Consider the following 25,154-nt stretch of genomic DNA (forward strand, 5'->3'; position numbering starts at 1 on the left):
GCGGTACACGAGGCTCGAACTCGTGACCTCGACCTTGGCAAGGTCGCGCTCTACCAACTGAGCTAGTACCGCATTTTATTTATCAGTTATTTGAATTAACACATGATGATTTATGTGAACATTCAGGTAACTGATTAATTACCGTTTTGTTTATCTCGGGGGCTATGCCCTCTCAACACGGACGCATTCTACAGAGATTATTAAACGCGTCAATACAAAAAATGCTAGTTTTGAACTGTTTGCTTGTTTTTTATCTAAAACGGTGCGTTATTATACATTTAGAGTTAATTTTTAGTCAATTCACCCCATGCTGCACGTAAATATTGCATCATAGAACTCAAGGTTAAAAAGGTCGCAATGTACAGTAGTCCAAAACTTAAATAGTTCATCCACGTATCATATTGCCAAATCAAACCGATAATGGCTAACATTTGTGCAGCCGTCTTTATTTTACCCATATTTGATACAGCTACATTACCACGCTTACCCTGCTCTGCCATCCATTCACGAAGTGCAGATATGATAATTTCACGGCTTATTATAATAAGAGCAGGTATTGTCATATACATTGACTGGTACTGATCAGATAACGCTACAAGTGCAGCACATACCATTACTTTGTCAGCAACAGGATCTAAAAAAGCACCAAAAGGAGTTGATTGCTCAAGCTTTCTTGCCAAATAACCGTCTAATATATCGGTGATCGATGCAAGCCAAAAAATAAAGGCGGCAGCAAAAAAAGCCCAGCTATAAGGCAAATAAAATATCACCAAAAAAACGGGGATAAGAAAAAGTCTAAATGTTGTGAGTGTGTTTGGAATATTCCACATAACTACTTGGATATGTCTTTTTTGCTATATTCGCATGTAGGGCTAGCCCTTATCATGCAAATGGTTAAATATCTTCTCAGCCATGTCAGGGCTGATCCCAGGAACTTTCTTTAACTGTTCTATATTAGCAGCTTTTACACCCTGCATGCCCCCTAAATATTTTAATAATGTTTGGCGACGCTTAGAACCTACTCCATTTATTTCTTCTAGTAGTGATTGTGTACGTTGTTTTTGTCGTTTATTACGATGCCCTGCAATAGCAAAACGGTGAGACTCATCACGTATATGCTGAATCAAATGAAGCGCAGGCGCATCTGAATCCATCGGAATGGTTTTGCGTCCACCGTCAATCAATAGTGTTTCAAGACCGGGTTTACGACTCGTTCCTTTTGCAACACCGACTAATAAAGGCATTTTAGTGTGCGGCCAATTAGAAAAGTACTGCTCAGCGCGTCCTAACTGCCCCTTACCGCCATCAATAAAGATAACGTCTGGAATTTTGTCTTCGTCTACTAACTTGTTATAGCGCTTGTTAAGTGCAAATTCCATTGCAGCATAATCATCGCCACCTGTAATACCTGTTACGTTGTAGCGCCTATACTCTTTTGTATTTGGGCCTTGTGAGTCAAATACAACACAACTTGCAACGGTGTTCTCCCCCATGGTGTGGCTTATATCAAAACACTCCATTCGGGTAATATCGTCAAGTCGCAGTGTTGCTTTTAATTGTGCATAACGTTTATTAATAGAGTCTTGGGTACTTTGTTTAACCGCAATACTGTTTAATGCATTTTTATTGGCCAGTTGTAAGTATTGCGCACGCTCACCACGAGTGACCACTTTAAGGATTACTTTGCGCTCACTTATTTGTGTAAGCGCTTCGCCGAGTGCCCCGCTCTCTTCTATTTCAAACGGTAATATGATTTCTTTTGCAATACGCCCTGTTGCTCCTGGCGCTAAATAGTACTGTCCTAAAAATGAAGTCAATATTTCTTGCTCACTCGAATCTTTAGGTACTTTTGGAAAATAGGTTTTACTACCCAGTACTTTATGATCGCGGATCATTAATAAATGAATGCCGTTTAACCCGTTTAAATGCGCAAAACCGACAACATCCATTTCTGCAAAGTTACCAGAAATAGACTGTTGCTCCTGCATTTTACGAAGTAGCATTATTTGGTCGCGAACTTTTGCCGCCAATTCAAAGTTTAATTGCAGGCTGGCTGCTTCCATTTTTTTTATTAAATCAGCAATAACTTCGTGAGATTTACCCGTTAAAAATTTACGAACATAGTCAACTTGCTCACTGTAATCATCATCAGTTACTTTATTTACACATGGAGCTGAGCAACGTTTAAGTTGATATTGCAGACACGGGCGACTTCTTGCGCGGTAATAAGCATCTTCACATTGACGAACAGGAAATATTTTTTGCATTAACCGCAAGCTTTCAGATACCGCTCCTGCGCTTGGGAAAGGCCCAAAGTACTCACCTTTAATTTTACGACTGCCACGATGAAATGCTAAACGAGGGTGTTTATGGCTAGTGAGTAAAATATAGGGGTACGACTTATCGTCGCGTAATAATATGTTGTACCGAGGCTGATATTTTTTTATTAGATTATTTTCTAGCAGCAGCGCTTCGGTTTCAGTATTGGTGAGGGTGACTTCAATGTTACAAATATTACTCACTAAAACGCGTGTTTTGCTATCGGTAATGTTACTTCTAAAGTAACTGCTCACACGCTTTTTTAGATGCTTTGCTTTACCAACATAAATAACTTGGTTGTCACTATCAAGCATGCGGTATACGCCCGGCTCACTTGATAGCGTTTTGAGAAAATGTACGTGATCGAATTCAGACATAAATTATAGTTAGTACGAAACGTCTATATCAATCATTTTATGACGAATAGCTAAATGGGTAAGCTCAACATCACCACCTACATTTAACTTTTCAAACATACGGTAACGATAGCTATTTACTGTTTTAGAGCTTAGATTTAAGCGTTCAGCTATATTTTGTGCTTTTTCACCTTTGGTGATCATAAGCATAATTTGCAGTTCGCGCTCAGATAAACTCTGAAAAGGGTTTTCATCTGTGCGGCCTGTCACTTGTGCAAGCGCTATCTGCTGTGCAATTTCAGGTGCAATGTAACGCTGACCAGCATGAACACAACGAATGGCACGAACCATTTCATCAGAACCTGCACCTTTAGTTAAAAAGCCATGTGCACCAATTTGCATTACCTTGCTCGGAAACGGGTCTTCACAATTAACAGTAAGCACAATAATTTTTACATCTGGGCAGTAACGACAAATCTTTTTAGTCGCTTCTAATCCGCCCATGCCTGGCATATTCATATCCATTAATACTATGTTTGGCGCATGCTGACGACAAAACTGTACAGCCTCTTCGCCAGTTTTAGCTTCGCCAATTACTTTAAACCCTCGTACGTCATCAAGAATACGCTTGATTCCTGTTCGTACAAGTTCATGGTCATCAACTAAAAGTACATTAATCAATGGAACATCCTCACTTACCTAACAACATGCAATTTAATTAAATTAATTTGCCACAGTAACATACATAAAGCGAAACAATAATTAATATTATTGCCTCGCTCTAATAGTTTAAGATGACGATTTTTCGCTAAATCTGTCAACCCATAACGCAATGATACCATCACCCGTTACATTACACGCAGTACCAAAGCTATCTTGTGCTAAATAAAGTGCAATCATTAATGCAACAGCACCTTCATTAAACCCAAGCATGCTTGTTAATAAACCAAGCGCCGACATGACTGCACCACCTGGCGCACCCGGTGCTGCAATCATTACTACACCTAACATCATAATAAACGGTAGCATACCCATTAATGAAGGAACTTCCATGCTTGGCGATAAAAACATAACAGCCATTGCACAGGTTACTATAGTGATAGTTGAGCCAGATAAGTGAATAGTCGCGCAAAGTGGCACTGTAAAGTTAGCTACATCTTCTTTAACGTTATTTGCTTTACTTGATTGAAGCGATACTGGAATCGTTGCTGCACTTGACATAGTACCTAACGCTGTAAAGTAAGCTGGTAGCATATTTTTAACTAATTCGATTGGATTACGTTTTAACAATATACCTGTCGCTATATATAAAACGCTTAACCATAACCAATGCATAACAAGCGCTGCAATTAGTACTACACCAAATGTTTGCAACGTATCTACCACAGTGCCTGCCACCGTCATTTCGGCAAATACGCCAGCAATGTAAAATGGTAAAGCTGGAATAATTACTTTCGATAATAACCCGTCCACTACATCACGACCCTGATCAGACACCTTTTTAAGCGTATCAAGTTCTAGTTGGCTCATGCCTATACCAAATACAAAAGCAGTCACTAATGCGGTCATTACACCCATCAGAGGTGGTATTTCTAAATCAATAAAACTACCTATTTCAGTAGCAACTTCTGTTTCAAATGTAATGCCACCACTTAAAAAAGGTATAACAGCACTTACTAATAAAAATGCAAGCGTACCTGCAATAATGGTAGAGCTGTAAGCAAACCCTACTGTTTTACCAAGTAAGTGACCAGACCCTTTTGGTAGGCCAGCAATACCCGATGCAATAAAAAATAAAATGATAAGAGGGATGGTAAAGGAGATAATTTGACCAATCAGCTCTTTTACTGTAAATAAAAGTTCAACACCAGTTATAGGTACATACAGTCCGACTAAGATACCGGCCACAATACCGGCAATTAATTTTAAGATTAACTTCATTGTGATTGCTTAATTGAATTTAGATACGTGTTTTTATCATGTTTTAGACGCATTGTGTGATAAAACTATTCAAGTTACATTCATATGCACAAATAACGAACAAATACAGCTTGATCCAATGCTCTTTCGAACATTTTTTGACTAAACGAGTTTTTACTCTTTAAATTTCAAATTAAGCCCGCACCTATAATAACTAAAGCACCGTTAATAATTGATTTTTATTTCGGCTGGTTATAAGCCCAATAGATATATGTTATAGCCAAACTTTACTTTAGTTTTTTTAAACTCACAGTAAAGTGTGTTTATATAGTTAGTAGCAAAGGCTATTAACACGTTGATCAGATTGCATCCAAAGGAACATTATGTCTACTATTTTTGAAGATAACTCACTAAGCATCGGTAATACACCGCTGGTAAAACTTAACCGTGTTACAGGTGGGAATGTATACGCTAAAGTTGAATCTCGTAATCCAAGCTTTAGTATCAAATGCCGCATTGGTGCATCGATGATTTGGGAAGCTGAAAAATCAGGTCAGCTTGTTGAAGGTAAAGAACTTATAGAACCAACATCGGGGAACACCGGTATTGCACTTGCATTTGTTGCAGCAGCACGTGGTTACAAGTTAACACTTACTATGCCAAACACCATGAGCCTAGAACGTCGCAAGCTATTAAAAGCATTAGGTGCAAATCTAGTGCTTACCGACGGTGCTAAAGGTATGAATGGCGCAATTGAGAAAGCAAAAGAAATTCAAGCAACAGCACCTGATAAGTATATTTTATTACAACAATTCGAAAACCCTGCAAACCCAAAAATTCACTTTGAAACAACAGGCCCTGAAATTTACGATGCGCTTGACGGCAAAGTAGACTTTTTTGTAGCAGGTGTAGGTACTGGTGGTACTATTACAGGTGTTAGCCGCTACCTTAAAACAGAAAAAGGTTTAAACGTTAAGTCTATTGCTGTTGAGCCAACTAACTCTCCTGTTATTAGCCAAACGCTTGCCGGTGAAGAAATTAAACCTGGCCCTCATAAAATCCAAGGTATTGGTGCAGGCTTTATCCCTGGCAACTTAGATATGGACTTAATTGATGGTGCCGAGCTTGTATCTAACGAAGACGCAATTGCAATGGCGCATCAGTTAATGAAAAAAGAAGGTATTTTAGTCGGTATTTCGTCAGGTGCTGCGGTTGTTGCAGCTAAGCGAATTGCTGAAAAACCTGAAAACGCAGATAAAAATATTGTTGTTATCCTACCTAGTGCAACTGAGCGTTACTTATCAAGCCCAATGTTTGATGAAGAATTTAGTGAGCAAGAGTTAGTACAATAAGTAATTTTAAGATTTTTAAAAGGATGCTTTAGGCATCCTTTTTTATTATTTATTATCCAATTTTCTATTTATTGCCCCCCATACCTTTACATCTTCCTAGATAAACCACACACTTTAAAAAAACTAATTAATAATAACTAATATGAAAAAAATCACGAGTTTATTAAGTTTGGTTATCTGTTTATTTTTATCAGCCTGTGGAGACGATACCAAAACACTTGGCGACACTCCTGGCGATACAGCAACCGCTTATTTTGATGCGCTTTATAACCAACAAGACCTTCAAAAAGCCAGCACCATGGCAACACCCAATCTTACGCGCATCATGAAATCCTACGGCACTGCAAAACAGTTTTCCCGTAACTTAGTAAATATGCAATATGATGAAGTAACCATTGAAGTTGATATGACCAATATGAGCATCCGTGAACAATACGGTGATAACGCCAAAATAAACCTTATTTTTACCGGCTATTTAAATGGTGATAAAATTGACGAAATGCGCAGTGTAAAAATGCTTCGTAAAAAGGGCAAATGGTACATAGATAAAATAGTTGCCGACCCTTACGCTCGTTAAAATAAATGAATTAAACATAAAAAGGCCTTACATTTGTAAGGCCTTTTTCGCTTTAGTTAGTATTTAAAGTACTGCGCTACAGCTCACCTGGTTGAAAATTATCAACTGCGATGGCTTTCTTTCGTAACTTATTAGCGTGATGCATTGCATCTGCATCAGTTTGCTCTAATAACTTATTTTCAAGCGCATAATTTATAGCACCTTCAATATCAAGCGTTGCAGGCACACTGCCCTTACGCTGCCATTGTTTTAGATCTTTAAACTGCGCTTGCATATCATGCATAGCTAAAAATGCGCTTTCCATGACCCCTGTACCTGCATTTTCATCTACATAACATAAATGCGTTAAGCGGTTTCTAAATACACCCGGTTGAGTCATACGCTCACAAATACTTTGTGCAATTTCATCACTTGGTCTGTGGTAATGGTTTCCAAGCGGGAATACGATACGTTTAAGGGTAAAATTAACAACCGGATTTGAAAAGTTTTTAAAGAAGCCATTAAACGCTTGGCCAATTTCAAATAATGAGTTCTCAATAGCATATTTTACAAATGGTAAATCAGCTTGTTGGCGCCCTTCGTCTTCATAACGTTTTAAAACAGTTGATGCTAAGTACAAATGACTTAATACATCACCCAAACGTGCCGATATCATTTCTTTTCGTTTAAGCTCACCGCCAAGCATTAACATAGCCACGTCTGTGCAAATAGCTAAGCCTCGGCTCATTCTGCTCAGCTGCTTATAATAAACAGCCGTTTCACCACCTACAGGCGCTTTAGCAAAATAACTACGTGTTAAGCCATGCACAAATGCCATACCTGCATTACTTGCTGCAAATATTATATGGTTCATTAATAAACCATCAAATTGTTCAAGTGCTGCGTCGTCATCTTCCATTGCAGCGGCTTCCATTTCTTTTAAAACAAATGGATGACAGCGTGTTGCACCTTGGCCAAATATCATTAAGTTACGCGTTAAAATATTCGCGCCTTCAACCGTAATTGATACTGGGATACCCATATAGCCATGTGCCAAATAGTTATTAGGCCCTACTTGAATTCCTTTACCTGAATGAATATCCATTGCATCATTCATTACCGTACGACCCATTTCAGTCATATGGTATTTAGCAATCGCTGTTACAACCGACGGGCTTAATTTTAAATCAATCGCACCTGCGGTCATTAATCTGCACGACTCAAGTGTGTAAGTTAAACCACCAATACGTGCAAGTGCCTCTTGCACACCTTCAAACTGCCCTATTGATACACCAAACTGCTGGCGTACCATGGCGTATGCCGATGTCATTTTTGAAGCTAAATGTCCAGTTGCTGCACTTAATGCCGGTAGTGATATACCACGCCCTGCACTTAAACACTCAACAAGCATTCTCCAGCCACGCCCTGCACACTCTTGCCCACCAATGATCCAGTCCAGTGGTATAAATACATCTTTACCGTAAGTGGTACCATTCATAAAGGCCATATTAAGCGGATAATGACGCTCACCCGTTTCGACACCCGGATGATCGGTTGGTATTAGAGCACATGTAATGCCTAGCTCTTTCTTATCACCTAATAAAGTATCAGGGTCATACATTTTAAATGCTAAGCCGAGTACAGTAGCCACTGGTGCAAGTGTAATGTAACGCTTTGACCAATTTAAACGCAGGCCCATTACTTGCTCTCCATTGTGCTCACCCATACACACCACGCCCGAATCAGGAATGCTGCCAGCATCAGAGCCCGCCTCTGGTCCCGTTAATGCAAAACAAGGAACATCTGTACCATTAGCTAAACTTGGCAGCCAACGATCTTGCTGCTCTTTAGTACCATAGTGAAGAAGTAACTCGCCCGGACCTAAGCTATTAGGCACCATAACAGTGACTGCGGCTGTTAAGCTTTTAGTCGAAATTTTTGATACTATCGTTGAATTAGCAATTGCCGAGAACTCACGACCGCCAAATTTTTCAGGAATGATCAGCGCAAAAAAACCTTCTTTTTTTAGGTAATCCCACACTTCTTTTGGTAAGTCTTTGTCTTTTTGTACAATTTGATAATCATCAAGCATCGCCAATAAGGTTTCTACTTGGTTAGCCATAAATGCGTTTTCTTTATCGCTAAGCTCTGGTTTAGGAAAGCGGTGCAGTTTTTGCCAGTCTGGGTTACCACTAAATAACTCACCATCCCACCAAACATCACCTGCTTCCATCGCCTCTCGCTCTGTTTGCGATAATGGCGGAAGCACCTTTTTGAACATTTTAAACGTAGGACGACTAATCAAGTTTAGGCGAATATCTTTAACCGCAAAAATAACCACCACCACGACCAGCAATATTATAAATATTAACATGCGCACATTCCTTACACATTGAATGAAAATAGTAACTTAATTATGACCCATCTTAATTTAAATACAATCATTGAACGACGAGTCGAGAGCCTTAACGCATTCATTTTATTGTTTTAAACATCACTGCTATTATCAACGTTTTAATAACAATAAATTAAAGGAATAGCATGACCCCCTTTCGATTTAAACTAAGTATGAGCGCCTTAATGGTAGCAAGTACTCTTGCTTTAACGGCCTGCGATGCAGAAGTAACTATAGACACTACCGATTCAGCACACACTAAAAAAGCTGTAACAGCTAAAGATGCAAAAACATTTATAACAAACACAGAAAAAGAACTAAGTGCACTTTATTTAGAATCGAGCCGTGCAGAGTGGATTTACGCAAACTTTATTACTCATGATACGTCGGCTCTATCGGCTGAAGTTAACCGTAAAATGACAGAAACAGTCGTGCGTTTAGCAAATGAAGCTGCAAAATACGACGAACTAGAGCTTGATTACGATGCTCGCCGTAAGCTTGATAAACTAAAACTAGCACTTACACTTCCTGCCCCACAAGACGCTGATAAAACAGCACAACTTTCACAAATTGTCGCAGAGCTTGGCGGGCTATATGGTAAAGGTAAATACTGTAAAGAAGACGGCACCTGTTTAAGCCTTGGCGACATGACTTCAAAAATGGCCACCAGCCGAGATTACAACGAACTACTTGATTTATGGCAAGGCTGGCGTGAAATATCAAAACCCATGCGCCCACTTTACGAGCAACAAGTAGCACTTACCAACGAAGGTGCAAAGGAGCTTGGTTATGCCGATACGGGCGCTATGTGGCGCAGTAAATACGATATGCCTGCTGATGACTTCACCACTGAGCTTGACCGTATTTGGGGCCAAGTTAAACCACTGTATAACTCGCTACACTGCCATGTTCGCGCAAAGTTAGGTGAAAAGTACGGCACCGACAAAGTACCTCAAGATCAGCCAATACCAGCGCACTTACTTGGTAATATGTGGGCGCAAGCATGGGGTAATATTTACGATGTAGTTGCACCAGAAAACGCCGATCCGGGTTACGACGTAACCGAGTTATTAGCTCAAAATAATTACGACGAACTTAAAATGGTAAAAGGGGCTGAAAACTTTTTTACCTCAATGGGTTTTGACGCACTACCAGAGACATTTTACGAGCGTTCACTGTTTGTAAAACCAAAAGACAGAGATGTGCAGTGTCATGCATCAGCATGGAATATCGATAGCAAAGACGATTTACGCATTAAAATGTGTATTCAGCGCACAGGCGAAGAGTTTTCAGTTATTCACCATGAATTAGGTCATAATTTTTATCAACGCGCATACAACAAGCAGCCTTTATTTTATCAAGAAAGTGCAAACGATGGTTTTCATGAAGCCATTGGTGACACCATTGCCTTATCGGTTACACCGGGTTACTTAAAAGAAATCGGCTTACTTGAACAAGTACCTGATGAATCTAAAGATATTGGTTTATTAATGAAAATGGCACTTGATAAAGTCGCCTTTGTGCCGTTTAGCTTAATGGTTGATCAGTGGCGCTGGCAGGTATTTTCAGGGGAAGTAGCACCGGAAAATTACAATAAAGCATGGTGGGAACTACGTGAAAAATACCAAGGAGTGCAAGCGCCTATCGCACGTAGCGAAAATGATTTTGATCCGGGTGCTAAGTACCACGTTCCGGGTAACACGCCTTATACACGTTACTTTTTAGCGCATATTTTGCAATTTGAGTTTCATCGCAGCTTATGTGAAATTGCCGGTAACGATAAAGCCATTCATCGCTGCTCTATTTATAACTCAAAAGAAGCAGGGGATAAGCTAAACGCTATGCTTGAAATGGGTTCGTCTCGCCCTTGGCAAGAGGCGCTTGAAACTGTAACAGGTAAGCCGCAAATGGATGCAACAGCAATGCTCGATTACTTTGCACCATTACAAACTTATTTAGATAAACAAAACGAAGGCCGCAACTGCGGCTGGTAAATAGCGCTGAATAAAAAGCCCGCTCAAATGAGCGGGCTTTTTATTCATATTCTAATTTTCTGTTAAATTAGAACTGTAAGCTTACATTTGCAAAGTAGGCATCATAATCAGAATCATCCCAGTTATTGCCGTAACCTGCTTTTAAACCAACATTGTTGTTGAAAAAGTGTTGAGCACCAAGAGTGTAATCATCATTTTTATTAACTGTAACAAAAACCGATGTTGCTTTGCTGAAATAGTAGTTAGATGCTAATTCCCAGTTACTTGAACCGCCATCAACATCTTCAAATTTACCTTCAACAGTCAAGTAGTTACCTTGCTGTAAATCAACAAAGTACTTAGCTGCTACTGCACGGTAATCAAACTCATCATCTGCTGTTACTGTAAAGCCAATATAATCAGTGCTGTTTAACTGGTGGTTATATGCCAAATCAAACACAAACTGATTGTCAGCATCTTCTACATCAACAAACGTAGCTTTTAATACAAGGTTTGGATTAAAGAAGTAACCCGCTGAAAGTTCAATTACATCCGTGCTTGAGCCAAAATCACTATCGAAATTATTGTACTGTGCACCTAATACAAAATCTTCTACAAAATACTCACCGCCAACGCTAGTAACATCTCCAAGATCATTATCACTGTATGCACCATAAACATTTGTTTGCTTATTGATGTATTCAAATTGATCATAAGGACCTAAAGTCGCTTTTGGAGAAAAATAATATGTTGAGTCAACACTTACTGTGTCATCACCATCTACGTCCACATATCCTACATGGCTGATTGATTGGTAAGTATCTGCAGCTATTGCAGTGGTTGCAGCACTTGATAATAAAATGCTCGAAATGATAACGGCTAATTTTTTCATTTTAAATTCCCTATAAATATTACTTTTTATGCCTCAGCTGTCTAGCCAAAGTCGGGGCGCATCCTAACGCCAAAAAAATGAACAAAAACTGAATAAAAGGTCAGATTAAACCCAGTGGAGTTGTAATAATTTATACGTAAATGTAAATACAAAGTATCTTCCAAATCTACAAGACAATATCATGTCATCATTTAAATTTAAAAAGTAACAAATACGGTACAAACTGTCGCTAAATTGAACACAACTTAATTATTCGATAAACCTCATCAATATAATTTCCTCTCACTAAATTTTTTTAATTTCTCAAAAAAATTACTCTGTTTAATTCATTATTTCTGTATTTATAATGAAAAATAGGTTTGTATCAGTGCATATTTTTATCTGTTTTTTTCCAATAACCATTGTTTACTAGCAAAAACAACTCCAATACTTACTATTTTATAGCTATTATCATCGACCGCACTTAATGACTTTAATAACAATTTAGCCATTCATGGCGACTCTATTTATAACTCAAAGGAGTTATTTAGATGAGCATAATAAAGGCCGTAATTATGACTGGTAAAAGTTTATAGTTAAAAGCTCAAACGTTTAAAAACGACAAAGCCCGCTAAATTTAGCGGGCTTTTTAATATTACTTTTGTATTAACTAAGTACGGGACTTAATTAAAACTGAAAACGCATGTTAGCAAAGTACGCATCGTTATCAGAATCATCAGCGTTGTTTTCGTAACCCACCTTTACACCAATATTTTTATTGATGAAGTGTTGAGCACCAAAGCTATAAGTATCTTGCTTATTGTAGTTAGCAAATACAGATGTAGCTTTTGAGAAGTAGTAGTTAGTTTCTGCTACCCATTGGTTTTCTGCATCATCAATGCTTTCGTATTTACCTTCAAAAGTAAGGTAGTTACCTTGCTGTAAATCAATAAAGTATTTAGCAGCTACTGCACGGTAATCAAAATCGTCGTCTGATGTAAGTGTAACACCTACGTAATCAGTGCTGTTTAGCATGTAGTTGTAAGCTAAATCAAATAATGCGTAATCATCGCCGTCTTTGTTTTCAACTAGTGTTACTTTTGCAAGTAAATCAGGGTTGAAAAAGTAACCACCCGTCAGTTTATAAAGCTCACTGTTAGAACCTGAATCTGGGTCTAGGTTTTCGTAAGATGCGCCAACAACAAATTCATTAATGAAGTATTCACCACCAACTGATGTTAAATCGCCAAAGTCGTCATCAGCGTAGCCACCATATACGTTAGTTTGTTTATTGATGTATTCAAACTGATCGTACGGACCTAACGTTTTTTTAGGAGATAAGTAGTAAATAGAATCTACAGCAACGGTGTCGTTGTTATCGCTATTTTTATAGCTTAGGTTACTAATTGAATTATAGCTGTCTGCAGCAGCCGCAGTGCTAGATAATAAAATGCTCGAAATAATAACTGCTAATTTTTTCATTGTAAGACTTCCCTATGTACATTGCTTTTTATGCTCTAGCTGTATTGCTAAAGTCGAGGCACATGCTAACGTTAGGAAACTGAATGAAAACTTAACTAACCAGTTGTATTTATTAAGTTAATTGTAAGGAAGTGTTGTAAACTGTAAAATTAAAGTAGTTGCAACATCTAGTCAACAACTACTTAAAACATGTACCGTATTAAAGCGCGTGTTGGCTAATAATACGATAAACATCGTTAATATTATCGCCAGACTTAAACTCTTTACTAATTGGTGTTGGATCTGAGCCAACCCATATTTTTAGCTCGGCATCTAAGTCAAAATGGCCTGCACTTTCTTTACTAAACTTGGTAATTTTAGAGTAAGCAATACTCACCATTTCCATTTTAGAGCCGGTCATACCTTGCTTATCAATTAAGATTAAGCGCTTATTAGTAAAAATAAACATATCACGTACTACTTTATATGCCTTTTCCACTTGCTCGCCGTCAATTAATGTATTGGCGAGGATTTTCTCTAAATCAGAATCGTCAACTTCGCTTGCATTACCCATAAGTCCGCTAAGTAAACCCATTATACTTTCTCCTGTTTAAATATTTGATTCTCTAATGTGTGACCATTAACTAACTGCCTGTACTGCCAGTGTTGTTGATGACAAAAATTCAGTAGTGCAATATCAAGTGGATCGCTCGTTGGTTGATACTCAACAACATATTCTTTATGCTGGCTCATATACACTCGGCTCACCCCTGCAATTGCTTGAAGCTGTTGCTCAACATTTTGATAAGCTTCGCTTAGCATTAATGTATAAAAGTGTTTATCAGTATTATTTGTTTTTGTTTGATGCTCGCTTAGTACGCCTTTATCTAAATGAAGCACCTGTGAGCATAGTCGTTCAAGCTCAGTTAAATCGTGAGAGCTTAAAATAAACGTAGCCTGTTCACTTAATTCAGATACTAGCTCGCGTACTTCTCTGGCATGAATCGGATCAAGCCCTGCGGTTGCTTCATCAAGCATTACAATTTGTGGCGCGCCAATAAGTGCTTGCGCTATCGTAACGCGCTTGCGCATACCGTGCGATAAATCCCCTGCACGCTGCTTTGCAATTTCTTTTAAGCCAACCAAGTCAAGTACACGTAGCGCCTCAGTTTGGCTTTGCTTAGCGCCCATACCTTGCAGTTTTGCATAAAAGGCGAGTTGCTTATCTATATTAAAACGAGGGTCAAGTTGTGCGTCTTGCGGTAATGCACTTACTTTATTAAATAAAGCAGCGCTCCCTGGCTTATGCCCTAATATTTCAAGGCTGCCTTTACTTGGCGCTATATAGCCGCACAACAAACTAAATAAGGTGGTTTTACCCGCACCATTTGGCCCAACAAGCGCCACTGGCGCGCCTTTATTAATCTCAAAGTCCACATTATTAAGCGCAAGTTTTGCACCATACGATTTACTCAAACCGCTGGCTGTAATTAATGGTCTCATAGTGAGCTCCTTGCAAAAATACATTGAGCAACGCTTAGTAACACCGCAGTTTGCACAAGGGGAATAGCCACAGCGCTTAATAATGGTAAATTTTGCCCCGCTAATAACTCTATTTGCACACCCGGAAATAAATAATCAAGCAAGCCTAATGCGGGTATTTGCCATTGCAATATACCAACTACAATACCGCCTGCTGCAAAATATAAAATTGCCAATACAATAGATAAACGCGATGAGCGAGCAAAGGTATTTATTAACGTCATAAGTGCTACAAATGGACACAGAGTAATCACTAATATTAAAAATATAGAAAGCGCACGGGCAAAACCACCAGCCAGTAAACTTGGATCTCTAAACCCTAGTACAGCAAGCGTAGCCACAAGAGTAATGCCCACTAAGCAGGCTAATACCGCTAATTGCCCTAAAAAACGACCAAACAGTATTTCAAAGCGAGTGGAGCGCAGTGATAAAAACCTTAGTGTGCCGCGCTCTCTATCGCCTACCGTTTGGTCGCTACAAATAAATAAACCAAAAACGGGAAAGCTATACAGGGCTATTAACCAGTACATAGCAAATTCGGCCTCAGGCCAATCCAATAATTTACTTAAACCAATAGAACCTGATATATCACGGGCTATTTGCTCAAAATCGGGCGCACTTACAATGCCTACTGCCTGCCCTATTGGGTAGCGCAGTATTATTAGCCACACCAATGCAAAGGCAGCTAATGCAATAAGTCCACGTTTAGTTAAAAACATACGTACAAGCTCAAATCCCGCTATTTGCGTTAATCGCCCTACGTTTATCGGTAATGGTGTTGCCATTGACTATCCTTAATGACTTTTTATTTTCTGTGTATTTATCCACACTAAGTGTAAACACCTTGAATTACCAGCAAAAAAAAGCTCACCTATAGTGAGCTTTGTAACAATACATTTAAATGTAACAGCATAAATTGCGATATAAATTATAAATGCTGCTTATAAACCTCAAGTGCTTGGCTTAAATCGCTAATTAAATCTTCAACATCTTCAAGGCCAATATGCAGGCGAATAACCGGGCCTAAATCCCAACCTGTATTTGAACGCAGCCCTTTCATAGTTAAATTAGCCGTTACTAAACTTTCAAAACCGCCCCACGAAAAGCCCATTTTAATATGCTCAAGGCTATCTAAAAATGCATCAATCGCTTTTTGATTACCGGTTTTCATCACAAATGAAAACAACCCATTACTGCCATCAAAATCACGTTTAAAAAACTCATGCCCTGGGCAGGTTTCAAATGCAGGGTGGCGAATATGATCAACAAGCTCATGTTGTTCAAGCCATTTAGCTACTTCTATTGCTGCTTTTTCATGTTGATTCAAACGCACACCCATTGTACGCAGGCCTCTAAGCGCTAAATACGCATCATCGGCACTGGTACATTGCCCTAGTAAGTACGAGTTTTCGCGCAAGGTTGGCCAGTACTTTTTATTAGCAACAGCCACACCCATCATCACGTCTGAATGGCCGACAATATACTTCGTTGCAGCCTGAATACTAATATCAACACCGTGCTCTAGCGGACGATAATGCAAACCGTTGCCGTAGGTATTATCAAGTATGGTCATTACGCTATGCTCATTGGCTACTTTTACCATAGCAGGCACATCTTGCACTTCCATCGTAATAGAACCTGGAGATTCTAAAAACAATACTTTGGTATTTGGCTGAATGTAGTCTTTAATGCCTGCGCCAATGGTTGGCGGGTAGTAGGTTGTTGTAATGCCCAGCCCCACTAAAATTTTATCGCAAAAATCGCGAGTTGGTTCGTACACGTTATCAACCATTAAAATATGATCACCGGTTTTTAAAAACGATAAAAATACTTGGCTAATCGCCGCCGCGCCACAAGGGTATAGTGCACACCCTTCGCCGCCTTCAAGTTCTGTAATCGCTTCTTGTAGCGCAAAGTGTGTTGTTGTTCCCCGGCGCCCATAAAATAACGTTTTATCGCCACGGGTTTTAGCAGCTTCTTTTAAATCTGCTACAGTATCAAATACAATGGTAGATGCACGCTGTACAACGGGATTTACTACGCCATGTGTATAGGCTTTTTTGCGCCCTGATGATACCAGCTGAGTGTTTTTATTACTTTTACTCGACATTGTTAATCCTTAAGGGTTTGTGCGCCAATGCTCAATTAAATAACGAGAGATAGAGTCGGTTCTAGGCAGCTTTAAATGCTCCCCTTCTTCGTGCCAATTACCAAATTGCTCTAAGTCTTCACGACTAAACCATTTTGCATCGTCTAGCTCTTCTTTATCTACGTTAATTTCCTCAGATGTCGCCTCTGCAAAAAAACCAAGCATAATGGACGATGGGAACGGCCATGGCTGAGATGCAACATAACGTACGTTATCAACCTCTATACCTGCCTCTTCTTTAACTTCACGCGCAACCGCTTGTTCTAGTGTTTCACCTGGGTCAACAAATCCAGCAAGCGACGAATACATACCAATAGGCCACGCGGCTTGGCGACCTAATAAACAGCGTTCTACTCCGTCAGCAAAGACTTTAGTAACGACCATAATTACCGCAGGATCGGTACGCGGGAATGTAGGATGCTTACAGTTTTCGTTTTCACATACACGAGAATGCCCTGCTTCCACTGAACGGTTTTTACTACCGCAGCGCCCACAAAAACGGTGCGTGGCATGCCAATAACATAACCCTCTCGCAAGGGCGGCTATTGAGGCATATTTAATGGTTACTTGAGGCCCATATTGGCGAATATCAAAAAATTGAGCGCCCTCTATTAAAGGCGTAAGTACGCTTTCATCCAGATCAGATACATCCAATGCAAACACACCATGTTTAGCATTATTTAAACCAACAAAAATAGCACTCGTTAAATCTAAATGCGCCACTTGTTGATACGTTAAATAGCTTACTTTAGGGGTATCTTTAATAAATAGGGTTTGATTATTTTTAACTAAAACCCATTTACTTTGCGCCGACATTTGCGCTTTAAGCCACGATGGGTCTTTACGAAAATTTGAGCCTCTGTCTAGTGGCATGTTGCTATAATGAAGCATGTAAGTCCTTGGTAACTCGTTATGCTTTAAAATTACCATAATCATTTAGCAAACCCAATTGATTACAGTAATAAAAAAAGCCTATATAAGGCTTAATTCATCTATTACGGCTTTGTATTAAAAACTCTCATGTTGCAGGCACTTAGCTTGCACTTTTTTAACTATTTTTTACTGTTAAAGTAGCAAAGTATTATCAATTAAATGAAATTGCTCTGCGCTTTGTTTTAATACCTCAGCGGTTAACCGGTCAGCACCGTATACATCGCACGGTACATTATATTGATTTTTTAAATGCCCAAGTAACAAAGCAAAGTCACCATCGCCAGAGAGCAAAATAACCTTATCAAGGCTTTTACCCTGCTCTAACATGTCTATTGTTATACCTACATCCCAATCGCCTTTAGCACTTCCATCACGGCGTTGAATAAATGGCTTTAGCTTTACGTCAAAACCAATCGCACGCAAAATATTTTGAAACTGATTTTGCTTTTCATCACCTCGATAAATAGCGTACGCAAAAGCACACTCAATATTGTATTGCGCCTGCATTACCCGCCAAAACGCATTGTAGTCAAAGTTTTTTCCGTAACTCTCGCGGCACGTGTAATAAATATTTTGCACATCAACAAAAATACCTACGCGTGGTTTCGTGCTTTGCTGCTCGTTTTGTAAAGTCATTTAGTGTCCTAGTGAGGATTAATAGCAATAAAAGTAACGTTATAAAATAAGTGTACCTTGCAATTTATATTTAAGTAACCTAAATTAGTTACATACCCTTATGTAACCAATATTGGTTACATATTAAAAAGTAACCATTTTGAGATTTTTATGATTGGTGTGATCAGCGGCGATATTATTAAATCGCAAACAATCCCTAAGCAGCAATACGATGCCATGCTTTATCAACTAGAGCAAAGTTTGCGAAACATTTCGGGGGAGCAAACACTTTGGAATATATACCGAGGCGATGCCTTTCAGTTACAAGTTAATAATCCTGAGCTCCTTTTTAAAAATGCCATACTTGTATATTTACACCTTAAATCGTCAGGTTATGAGCTACGGCAAAGCTTGGCACTTGGGCAAATAGATAACCCACGCAGCGATATAAAAACAGCAACCGGTTCTGCTTTTACCCTTTCGGGGCAAGGCCTTGATAAAATAGGTAATCAACGCTTTGTTTTTAATATTAATGAGCAGCAGCTTGATGAAAGCTTAAATCTTAATTTAGCCTTTGCCGACGTATTACTCACTAAAATCACGCAAAAACAAGCAAATGCCCTGTATGTCTATTTAACATCATCAGACAACAGCCACGCGGCACTGGCTAAAGAGCTTAAAACAAGTCGCGAAAATGTAACAAAACTACTAAATTTAGCGCACTACCAACTTATAGAACGCTTTATTAAGCACACACAACACGTTATAAAAAATATAATTAAAGGAGGTGAATAATGGAGTTTTCACTTTTACTGGTCGCGCTTATTATTGGCCACTTACTCGCTGATTTTTACTGGCAACCTATGAGTTGGGTAAACGACAGAAACACCCGTCACTTTAAAGCCAGTAAGCTTTATTTTCATGTACTTGTGCATGGTGTAACAAGTGCACTCATTATTACCGTGTGGGAATACACATTCGGGTGGCAACAACTAAGCAGTGTTTTAATTGCCACGGCGAGCATTATGTTGAGCCATTACTTTATTGATATAGCTAAATCGTATTCTAATAAAGGCGTGGTGCCTTTTTTACTTGATCAAATAGCGCACATACTCGTTATTATTGCGCTCAGTATTTGGCTAACTGATAACAATAGTTTTATGGCTGCAATTAATAATATGCTCACTGATCCCAAAATACTGTGGGTGGTATGCGGTTATTTAATTATTTTAAGTCCTAGCGCCGTATTTATAAGAATGATGTTAGAGCGTTTAACAAGTAACTTTTCAAGTACTGGTAGCTTACCACTTGCAGGGCAAAGCATAGGTATGCTTGAGCGCGTACTTATGCTGAGCTTTATATTGCTTGACCAATTTGCAGGGCTTGGCTTTTTACTTGCGGCAAAGTCGGTATTTAGGTTTGGCGATTTAAGTGCAAGCAAAGATAAAAAACTTACCGAGTACGTTATGCTCGGCACACTACTTAGCGTAAGTGTTACTTTATTTGTCGGCTTGGGTATTAACTATTTAATCAGGTAGGCAATACAGTAAGTACAAATTACAGGCAATAAAAAACGCGCTGCTTCTATTTATTCAAAAGAAGAGAGCGCGTTTTTTGTATCAGCCTTTAACCAAGTTCTAAATTAATTAAACGCCAATATGATCATTAATCGTTATTTGTGCGACGACGGCGTTGGCCACTACCGCCAACAGATTCACGCTTTGCCCATGGGTTTTGCGCGCTGTCATCTGTTTTAGCAGCTGGCTTTTTAGAACCACCACGGCGTGGGCCGGTACCATTACCACCATTATTTGGCTTTTTACTGTTAGGCTTGCTGCTATCAGATTTAGGCTTATTAAAAGGCTGCTTTTTCTTAGGCTTTTTAGACGGCAGTGGGCGAGCATCTAATGCGCGCTCTGCTACTGGGTTAATAGGCTCAAAACCGTCTTCTTCAGCACGTGGGATAAGCTCACCAATAAAGCGCTCAATACCGTATAAATCAACAGCATCTTCTGTTGTTACAAACGAAATCGCATGACCCGACGCACCGGCACGGCCTGTACGGCCAATACGGTGAACGTAATCTTCATATACATTTGGTAAGTCGTAGTTAACAACATGCGGTAATTCAACAATGTCTAAACCACGTGCAACAATGTCTGTTGCTACTAGTACGCGTACTTCACCACTTTTAAAACCATCAAGTGCTTTAACACGTGCGCCTTGTGATTTATTACCATGGATAGCCGCGCCTACAATGTCATCGCGCTCTAGTTGTTTAACTAAGCGGTTAGCACCGTGCTTTGTGCGGCTAAACACTAATACTTGTTGCCAATCGTTAGCGCGAATCAAGTGGCTTAGCAATGCTGTTTTACGTGTTTTATCTACCGCATAAACACACTGAGTAACACTTTTTGCAGTAGTATTTTTTGCAGCAACTGAAATTTCAACAGGGTCATTAATTAACCCTTTTGCTAATGCACGAATTTCGTCAGAAAATGTAGCCGAAAACATCAAGTTTTGACGTTTAGCAGGCATTTTAGCAATTAAGCGTTTAATGTCGTGGATAAAGCCCATGTCTAACATGCGGTCAGCTTCATCGAGTACAAGCACTTCAACGCTATCAAATTTAACTGCATTTTGATTATGTAAGTCGATTAAACGACCCGGCGTTGCTACTAAAATATCAACACCTTTACGAAGACGCTGCATTTGTGGGTTAATTTTAACGCCACCGTAAACTACAAATGAGCTCACATCTGAATGCTTAGCGTACTCTTCAACGTTTTCGCTTACTTGCAAAGCAAGCTCACGTGTAGGCGTTAAAATAAGTGCACGTACGTGGTTACTTTTAGCTTTAGGGCCTGACGACAAACGCTCAATAAGTGGTAATGTAAAACCCGCTGTTTTACCTGTACCTGTTTGCGCTGCTGCCATAACATCACGGCGTTCAATAATTGCAGGAATTGCTTGAGCCTGAATCGGCGTTGGCGTTTCATAGCCCTTTTCTAAAACCGCATTAACCAAAGACTGTGATAAACCTAAACCTTCAAAACTCATATAAACTCTCTTTTAAATTAGGCTACGTTAGCCAGTTGCGCGCATTATACCTGTAGTAGCTAAGAATGCATGCCATTATTTACGTTGCGGGCAATTGAGCATAGCTTAATAAAATTAAACCGGTGATCAAGTTGCTTAAAAATGCAAAAAACGGCCATAGGCCGTTTTATATTTATACTTAATTACTTTAAGTATAAGAGTTACTTAACACCTAACTCGCGTAAACGCTCTTGCAAGTAGCTATCTGCCGTGTAGCGCTCTGAAAGCACAACATCTGGATGCGGATGTAAAAATAACGGTAGTGAAATACGCGATTTAGTAGATGCTTTACCCGTTGGGTTAATCACGCGATGAATTGTCGATGGGAAATACCCGCCCGACGCTTCTTGTAGCATGTCGCCGATATTAATAATTAAGCTGCCAAAATCACATGGCACGTCTAACCAACCGCCATCTGTTTTTTGAACTTGTAAACCAGGCTCATTAGAAGCTGGTAATACCGTTAATAAATTAATATCACCGTGAGCAGCAGCGCGAATAGCACCTGGCTCTTCATCACCCGTCATTGGTGGGTAATGTAGGATACGTAACAATGTTTGCTCAGAACCGGCAATCATGTCTTTTAAATCAATCGAAAATTTAGCGCGAACATCAGCTGGCGCTTCAGCCTGAACCCAGCTTAGTAAAGTACCAGCAAATTCACTCGCTAAACGGTAGTATTCACGTACATCAGCTTCGAGCTCTGCAGGAACACGGCCTTTAGGATACACATGAAAGTACTCTTTAATGTCTTTTATTGTAAAGCCTTTCGCTACTTCAGATACTGAAGGCGGAAAATAACCATCTTGAGTTTCTTTAGAGAATAAAAAGTCCTGCTTTTGCTCTGAGTTAAAAAAGTCTTGCCAATTTTTGTAAATAGATTCAACTAAAGACTGTGGAATTGGGTGGTTTTTTAAAACGCCAAATCCAGTATTTCTTAACGATTCAACAAAGTGTGCAGCCGCATCGGGAGCTTTATAATCAACAGTAGGTAATTGCATTGTACGTTCCAGTGAATAGGTTGTGTGAAGTGAACTGCTTTAATAGTAGCAAATTGCCAAGATAAAGTAGAAAAGCCTTCATTATAGCGCTGTGCGAGGATAGACAAATGACCTCAAAAAAATAAGGACATATGTCCGCAAAGTAACGTTTCCACCATTAGGCTTGATCAAGATCAACTTATAAAAAAACGTTGAATTTGCAAGGTTTAGTACTTATATATGGTCTACTAGGGCGTGCTGACCTTTGGTGGGTGAATTTGTAGCAGACTGTTTGGTATTTAAGCAAGGCAGAGCCTGTGATGTGTGGTTGTTCCCCATAAATAGGCGATAACGCAGCATAAATGCCAAACATGCGCTACCCTTTGGGTTCTTTCTAGGGACGATTAACTCTTTGTTGCTCGGTTTTTACTTAGTCCACTAGGTTACAAACCTCGCGCCGCGATTAAATCGCCCCTAGATTGAACAAATTTCAATCCACAACGGTCAACACGCCCTAATATATTTTATTTGTGTAAATAAGGCTCCCCATGCGACAAAAAGTATCTTTTAAAAGCGGCGATTTAGAACTTGCCGGCCAACTAGAACGCCCCGCCGGCGACATAAAGTTTTATGCGCTATTTGCACACTGCTTCACATGCGGAAAAGACATAGCAGCAGCCACACGTATAAGCCGTGCACTTACGCAGCAAGGCATAGCCGTACTGCGTTTTGACTTTACGGGTTTAGGTAATAGCGATGGCGACTTTGCTAACAGTAACTTTTCATCAAACATTCAAGATTTAGTTTCAGCGGCTGATCATCTGCGTGAGCATTTTGCAGCGCCGCAATTACTTATTGGCCACAGTTTAGGCGGCGCTGCGGTACTTGCTGCTGCTGAGCACATTCCTGAAGTATCGGCTATTACAACCATTGGCGCGCCGTCAGATGCACAGCACGTAGCCCATAACTTTGCAGCACACCTTGATGAAATTAACGCAGCCGGTGAAGCAAAGGTAAGCCTAGCAGGCCGAGAATTTACCATTAAAAAACAGTTTATAGACGATATAGCCAAGTACGATAAAAGCCACATTAGTAAACTTAAGCGCGCATTGTTAGTAATGCACTCCCCTATTGATGCGACGGTAAATATTAGTGAAGCCGAAAAAATTTACGCATCAGCTAAGCATCCTAAAAGTTTTATTAGCCTAGATAACGCCGATCACTTACTTACTAATAAAAACGATGCCGACTACGCTGCAGAAATCATTGCAACGTGGGCTAATCGCTACGTCAAATATGACAAAACTAAATACGCCGCAAGTTTAACGGGTGGCAATGTACTTGTTGAAGAAAAAGACCATGTATTTACTCAGCACGTAAGCACTAAAGATCATACTTGGCTTGCAGATGAGCCAATAAAGGTAGGCGGTAAAAACTTAGGCCCCGATCCGTATCATCACTTATTAGCGGGGCTTGGTGCTTGTACAGCAATGACACTACGTATGTACGCTACACGTAAAGATTTAGCGCTAGAGCATGTTAAAGTAGAGCTTGATCACACTCGCGATTACAACAAAGATTGCGACGATTGTGAGCAAACCGGTAACCTAGAAGCCATTACCCGTAAAATCACTCTAGTCGGTGATTTAACACAAGAGCAACGCCAGCGTTTGCTCGAAATAGCCGACAAATGCCCTGTGCATAAAACACTACATAACAACCCTGTTATTGTAAGTGAACTGGTAAAGTAACTAGCATACAAGCAATATAGCGCAGCTAACACTGCGCTATGCTTTAACAAAACTAACTATTTACTATCTAAAAATTCTTTTACTTCTTTACTCATTCTATCCACCAGCCATTTTGGCCCGCCATCGTACATATCGTTATGACGAGATTTTTCTATTAGTGTTTGTGTAACAGGAAACTTATCCAGCTCTGAATCGTTTAACAACACATTCGCATCAGCTGGGTAATCACTACCACGTAGTGTAAACACGCGAATGTTTTTATTACGAGGGATCAACATACGACGATGATCGATCGTAATAATAGTGCTTACTTCATTGGGGTAAATAGAGCCGTATAATACCGAAATATCACCGCCGTTTGAATGCCCAAATAAGGCGAGTTTTGTAAAGTCGTACGCTGGGTATTTACTCGATAACTCATTAACTAAAAACTTAAGCGTTACCACACCACGATGCCAGTTTTCCATACGAGTGGTTAAGTAAGGCTGTTCACGGTTTAGGTAAGGGTCGGTTTTTAGTTCATGTGCAACGGCTACTGTTAAGTATCCGCGTTGATTAAACGCATTACTGGCAAACGTATACTTGTTATGACTAATACCGTAGCCCGCATTAATAAATGCCACAGGGCACTTTGCTTGCTCTGTACACTTAGCATTGTTACTTGGTAATGTAATATTGATAGGAATAGTGCGATTGCGGCTTTTATCGGTTATAACGTCGTCGGTTGCATAGCTTGTAGTGCTTATTATTGATGTAGTTAAGGTGAGTGCGCTTAACATAAAAAGCTTTTTAAGTGCTTTTTGCATATTTAAACTTATATAAATTATTGTTTTTAATTAAAAATAACTTTTACTTTATAGGTTTGCATTCTCTATTGTCAAA

The 25,154-nt window shown here is 39.5% G+C and carries 22 protein-coding genes and 1 tRNA gene; 6 read left to right on the forward strand and 17 right to left on the reverse strand.

What is annotated here, in order from left to right:
• The 5 genes from I6F66_RS17360 to I6F66_RS17380 all read right to left on the reverse strand — a co-directional run bounded on the left by I6F66_RS17360 (position 1) and on the right by I6F66_RS17380 (position 4,616).
• Positions 1-72 (reverse strand) — tRNA-Gly (locus I6F66_RS17360).
• Positions 73-284: 212 nt separating this feature from the next.
• Entirely contained in the window at positions 285-830 is a 546-nt protein-coding gene (gene pgsA / locus I6F66_RS17365) for a CDP-diacylglycerol--glycerol-3-phosphate 3-phosphatidyltransferase (RefSeq protein WP_032827134.1), read from the reverse strand.
• A gap of 42 nt (positions 831-872) precedes the next feature.
• Complete coding sequence (gene uvrC, locus I6F66_RS17370) at positions 873-2,696, reverse strand: excinuclease ABC subunit UvrC (RefSeq protein ID WP_021032122.1); 1,824 nt, start codon at positions 2,694-2,696, stop codon at positions 873-875.
• A 9-nt stretch (positions 2,697-2,705) separates the two neighbouring features.
• The gene (uvrY, locus tag I6F66_RS17375) at positions 2,706-3,356 is read right to left on the reverse strand and encodes a UvrY/SirA/GacA family response regulator transcription factor (protein ID WP_002963136.1); all 651 of its coding nucleotides are present in this window, start codon (positions 3,354-3,356) and stop codon (positions 2,706-2,708) included.
• 108 nt (positions 3,357-3,464) lie between these two features.
• Positions 3,465-4,616 carry a dicarboxylate/amino acid:cation symporter gene (locus I6F66_RS17380; protein ID WP_165729315.1) on the reverse strand — a complete coding sequence of 384 codons (1,152 nt, stop codon included), beginning with the start codon at positions 4,614-4,616 and terminating at the stop codon, positions 3,465-3,467.
• Between the two features lie 362 nt (positions 4,617-4,978).
• Between I6F66_RS17380 and cysK the strand changes: the two genes are divergently transcribed.
• On the forward strand, positions 4,979-5,947 hold the full coding sequence (gene cysK / locus I6F66_RS17385) for a cysteine synthase A (RefSeq protein ID WP_002963138.1): 969 nt from the start codon (positions 4,979-4,981) through the stop codon (positions 5,945-5,947).
• Between the two features lie 142 nt (positions 5,948-6,089).
• On the forward strand, positions 6,090-6,524 hold the full coding sequence (locus I6F66_RS17390) for a hypothetical protein (protein ID WP_007587009.1): 435 nt from the start codon (positions 6,090-6,092) through the stop codon (positions 6,522-6,524).
• A gap of 76 nt (positions 6,525-6,600) precedes the next feature.
• Here the strand turns inward: I6F66_RS17390 and I6F66_RS17395 are convergent, their stop codons facing one another.
• The gene (locus I6F66_RS17395; RefSeq protein WP_197160251.1) at positions 6,601-8,877 is read right to left on the reverse strand and encodes an acyl-CoA dehydrogenase; all 2,277 of its coding nucleotides are present in this window, start codon (positions 8,875-8,877) and stop codon (positions 6,601-6,603) included.
• A 167-nt stretch (positions 8,878-9,044) separates the two neighbouring features.
• Between I6F66_RS17395 and I6F66_RS17400 the strand changes: the two genes are divergently transcribed.
• Entirely contained in the window at positions 9,045-10,892 is a 1,848-nt protein-coding gene (locus tag I6F66_RS17400; RefSeq protein ID WP_197209518.1) for a M2 family metallopeptidase, read from the forward strand.
• Positions 10,893-10,959: 67 nt separating this feature from the next.
• Here I6F66_RS17400 and I6F66_RS17405 read toward each other — a convergent pair whose 3' ends face one another.
• The 8 genes from I6F66_RS17405 to I6F66_RS17440 all read right to left on the reverse strand — a co-directional run bounded on the left by I6F66_RS17405 (position 10,960) and on the right by I6F66_RS17440 (position 18,463).
• Positions 10,960-11,763: a putative porin gene (locus I6F66_RS17405; RefSeq protein WP_165729312.1), complete on the reverse strand. Its 804-nt coding sequence runs from the start codon at positions 11,761-11,763 to the stop codon at positions 10,960-10,962.
• Between the two features lie 666 nt (positions 11,764-12,429).
• The gene (locus I6F66_RS17410; protein WP_002962833.1) at positions 12,430-13,224 is read right to left on the reverse strand and encodes a putative porin; all 795 of its coding nucleotides are present in this window, start codon (positions 13,222-13,224) and stop codon (positions 12,430-12,432) included.
• A gap of 199 nt (positions 13,225-13,423) precedes the next feature.
• Entirely contained in the window at positions 13,424-13,798 is a 375-nt protein-coding gene (locus I6F66_RS17415; protein ID WP_007377979.1) for a PH domain-containing protein, read from the reverse strand.
• Positions 13,798-14,706, reverse strand: coding sequence for an ABC transporter ATP-binding protein (locus I6F66_RS17420; protein ID WP_007377980.1), 909 nt, complete (start codon positions 14,704-14,706; stop codon positions 13,798-13,800). Before I6F66_RS17420 ends, I6F66_RS17415 begins: the two co-directional genes overlap by 1 nt.
• Entirely contained in the window at positions 14,703-15,530 is an 828-nt protein-coding gene (locus I6F66_RS17425; protein ID WP_165729310.1) for an ABC transporter permease, read from the reverse strand. The genes I6F66_RS17420 and I6F66_RS17425 overlap by 4 nt, the downstream gene beginning before the upstream one ends.
• Positions 15,531-15,673: 143 nt before the next feature.
• Entirely contained in the window at positions 15,674-16,855 is a 1,182-nt protein-coding gene (locus I6F66_RS17430) for a cystathionine beta-lyase (protein WP_024608065.1), read from the reverse strand.
• A 9-nt stretch (positions 16,856-16,864) separates the two neighbouring features.
• Positions 16,865-17,785, reverse strand: coding sequence for an NAD(+) diphosphatase (nudC, locus tag I6F66_RS17435; protein WP_165722920.1), 921 nt, complete (start codon positions 17,783-17,785; stop codon positions 16,865-16,867).
• Positions 17,786-17,959: 174 nt separating this feature from the next.
• On the reverse strand, positions 17,960-18,463 hold the full coding sequence (locus I6F66_RS17440) for an NYN domain-containing protein (RefSeq protein ID WP_007586991.1): 504 nt from the start codon (positions 18,461-18,463) through the stop codon (positions 17,960-17,962).
• A 150-nt stretch (positions 18,464-18,613) separates the two neighbouring features.
• Here I6F66_RS17440 and I6F66_RS17445 point away from each other — a divergent pair, with 150 nt between their 5' ends.
• Both I6F66_RS17445 and I6F66_RS17450 read left to right on the forward strand, forming a co-directional pair.
• Complete coding sequence (locus I6F66_RS17445) at positions 18,614-19,237, forward strand: hypothetical protein (protein ID WP_010555313.1); 624 nt, start codon at positions 18,614-18,616, stop codon at positions 19,235-19,237.
• Entirely contained in the window at positions 19,237-19,980 is a 744-nt protein-coding gene (locus tag I6F66_RS17450; RefSeq protein ID WP_010555314.1) for a DUF3307 domain-containing protein, read from the forward strand. The genes I6F66_RS17445 and I6F66_RS17450 overlap by 1 nt, the downstream gene beginning before the upstream one ends.
• Before the next feature lie 127 nt (positions 19,981-20,107).
• Here I6F66_RS17450 and I6F66_RS17455 read toward each other — a convergent pair whose 3' ends face one another.
• Positions 20,108-21,502, reverse strand: coding sequence for a DEAD/DEAH box helicase (locus tag I6F66_RS17455; protein ID WP_197209519.1), 1,395 nt, complete (start codon positions 21,500-21,502; stop codon positions 20,108-20,110).
• A gap of 200 nt (positions 21,503-21,702) precedes the next feature.
• Complete coding sequence (locus I6F66_RS17460; protein WP_024594124.1) at positions 21,703-22,542, reverse strand: isopenicillin N synthase family oxygenase; 840 nt, start codon at positions 22,540-22,542, stop codon at positions 21,703-21,705.
• A 527-nt stretch (positions 22,543-23,069) separates the two neighbouring features.
• Between I6F66_RS17460 and I6F66_RS17465 the strand changes: the two genes are divergently transcribed.
• Positions 23,070-24,272 carry a bifunctional alpha/beta hydrolase/OsmC family protein gene (locus tag I6F66_RS17465; protein WP_197160248.1) on the forward strand — a complete coding sequence of 401 codons (1,203 nt, stop codon included), beginning with the start codon at positions 23,070-23,072 and terminating at the stop codon, positions 24,270-24,272.
• A gap of 56 nt (positions 24,273-24,328) precedes the next feature.
• Here I6F66_RS17465 and I6F66_RS17470 read toward each other — a convergent pair whose 3' ends face one another.
• Positions 24,329-25,078, reverse strand: a complete 750-nt coding sequence (locus I6F66_RS17470) for an alpha/beta hydrolase (RefSeq protein WP_197160247.1) — start codon at positions 25,076-25,078, stop codon at positions 24,329-24,331.
• Positions 25,079-25,154: the final 76 nt, after the last annotated feature.

This window comes from Pseudoalteromonas sp. NZS100_1, from assembly GCF_015864285.1.
GTDB lineage: Bacteria > Pseudomonadota > Gammaproteobacteria > Enterobacterales > Alteromonadaceae > Pseudoalteromonas > Pseudoalteromonas arctica.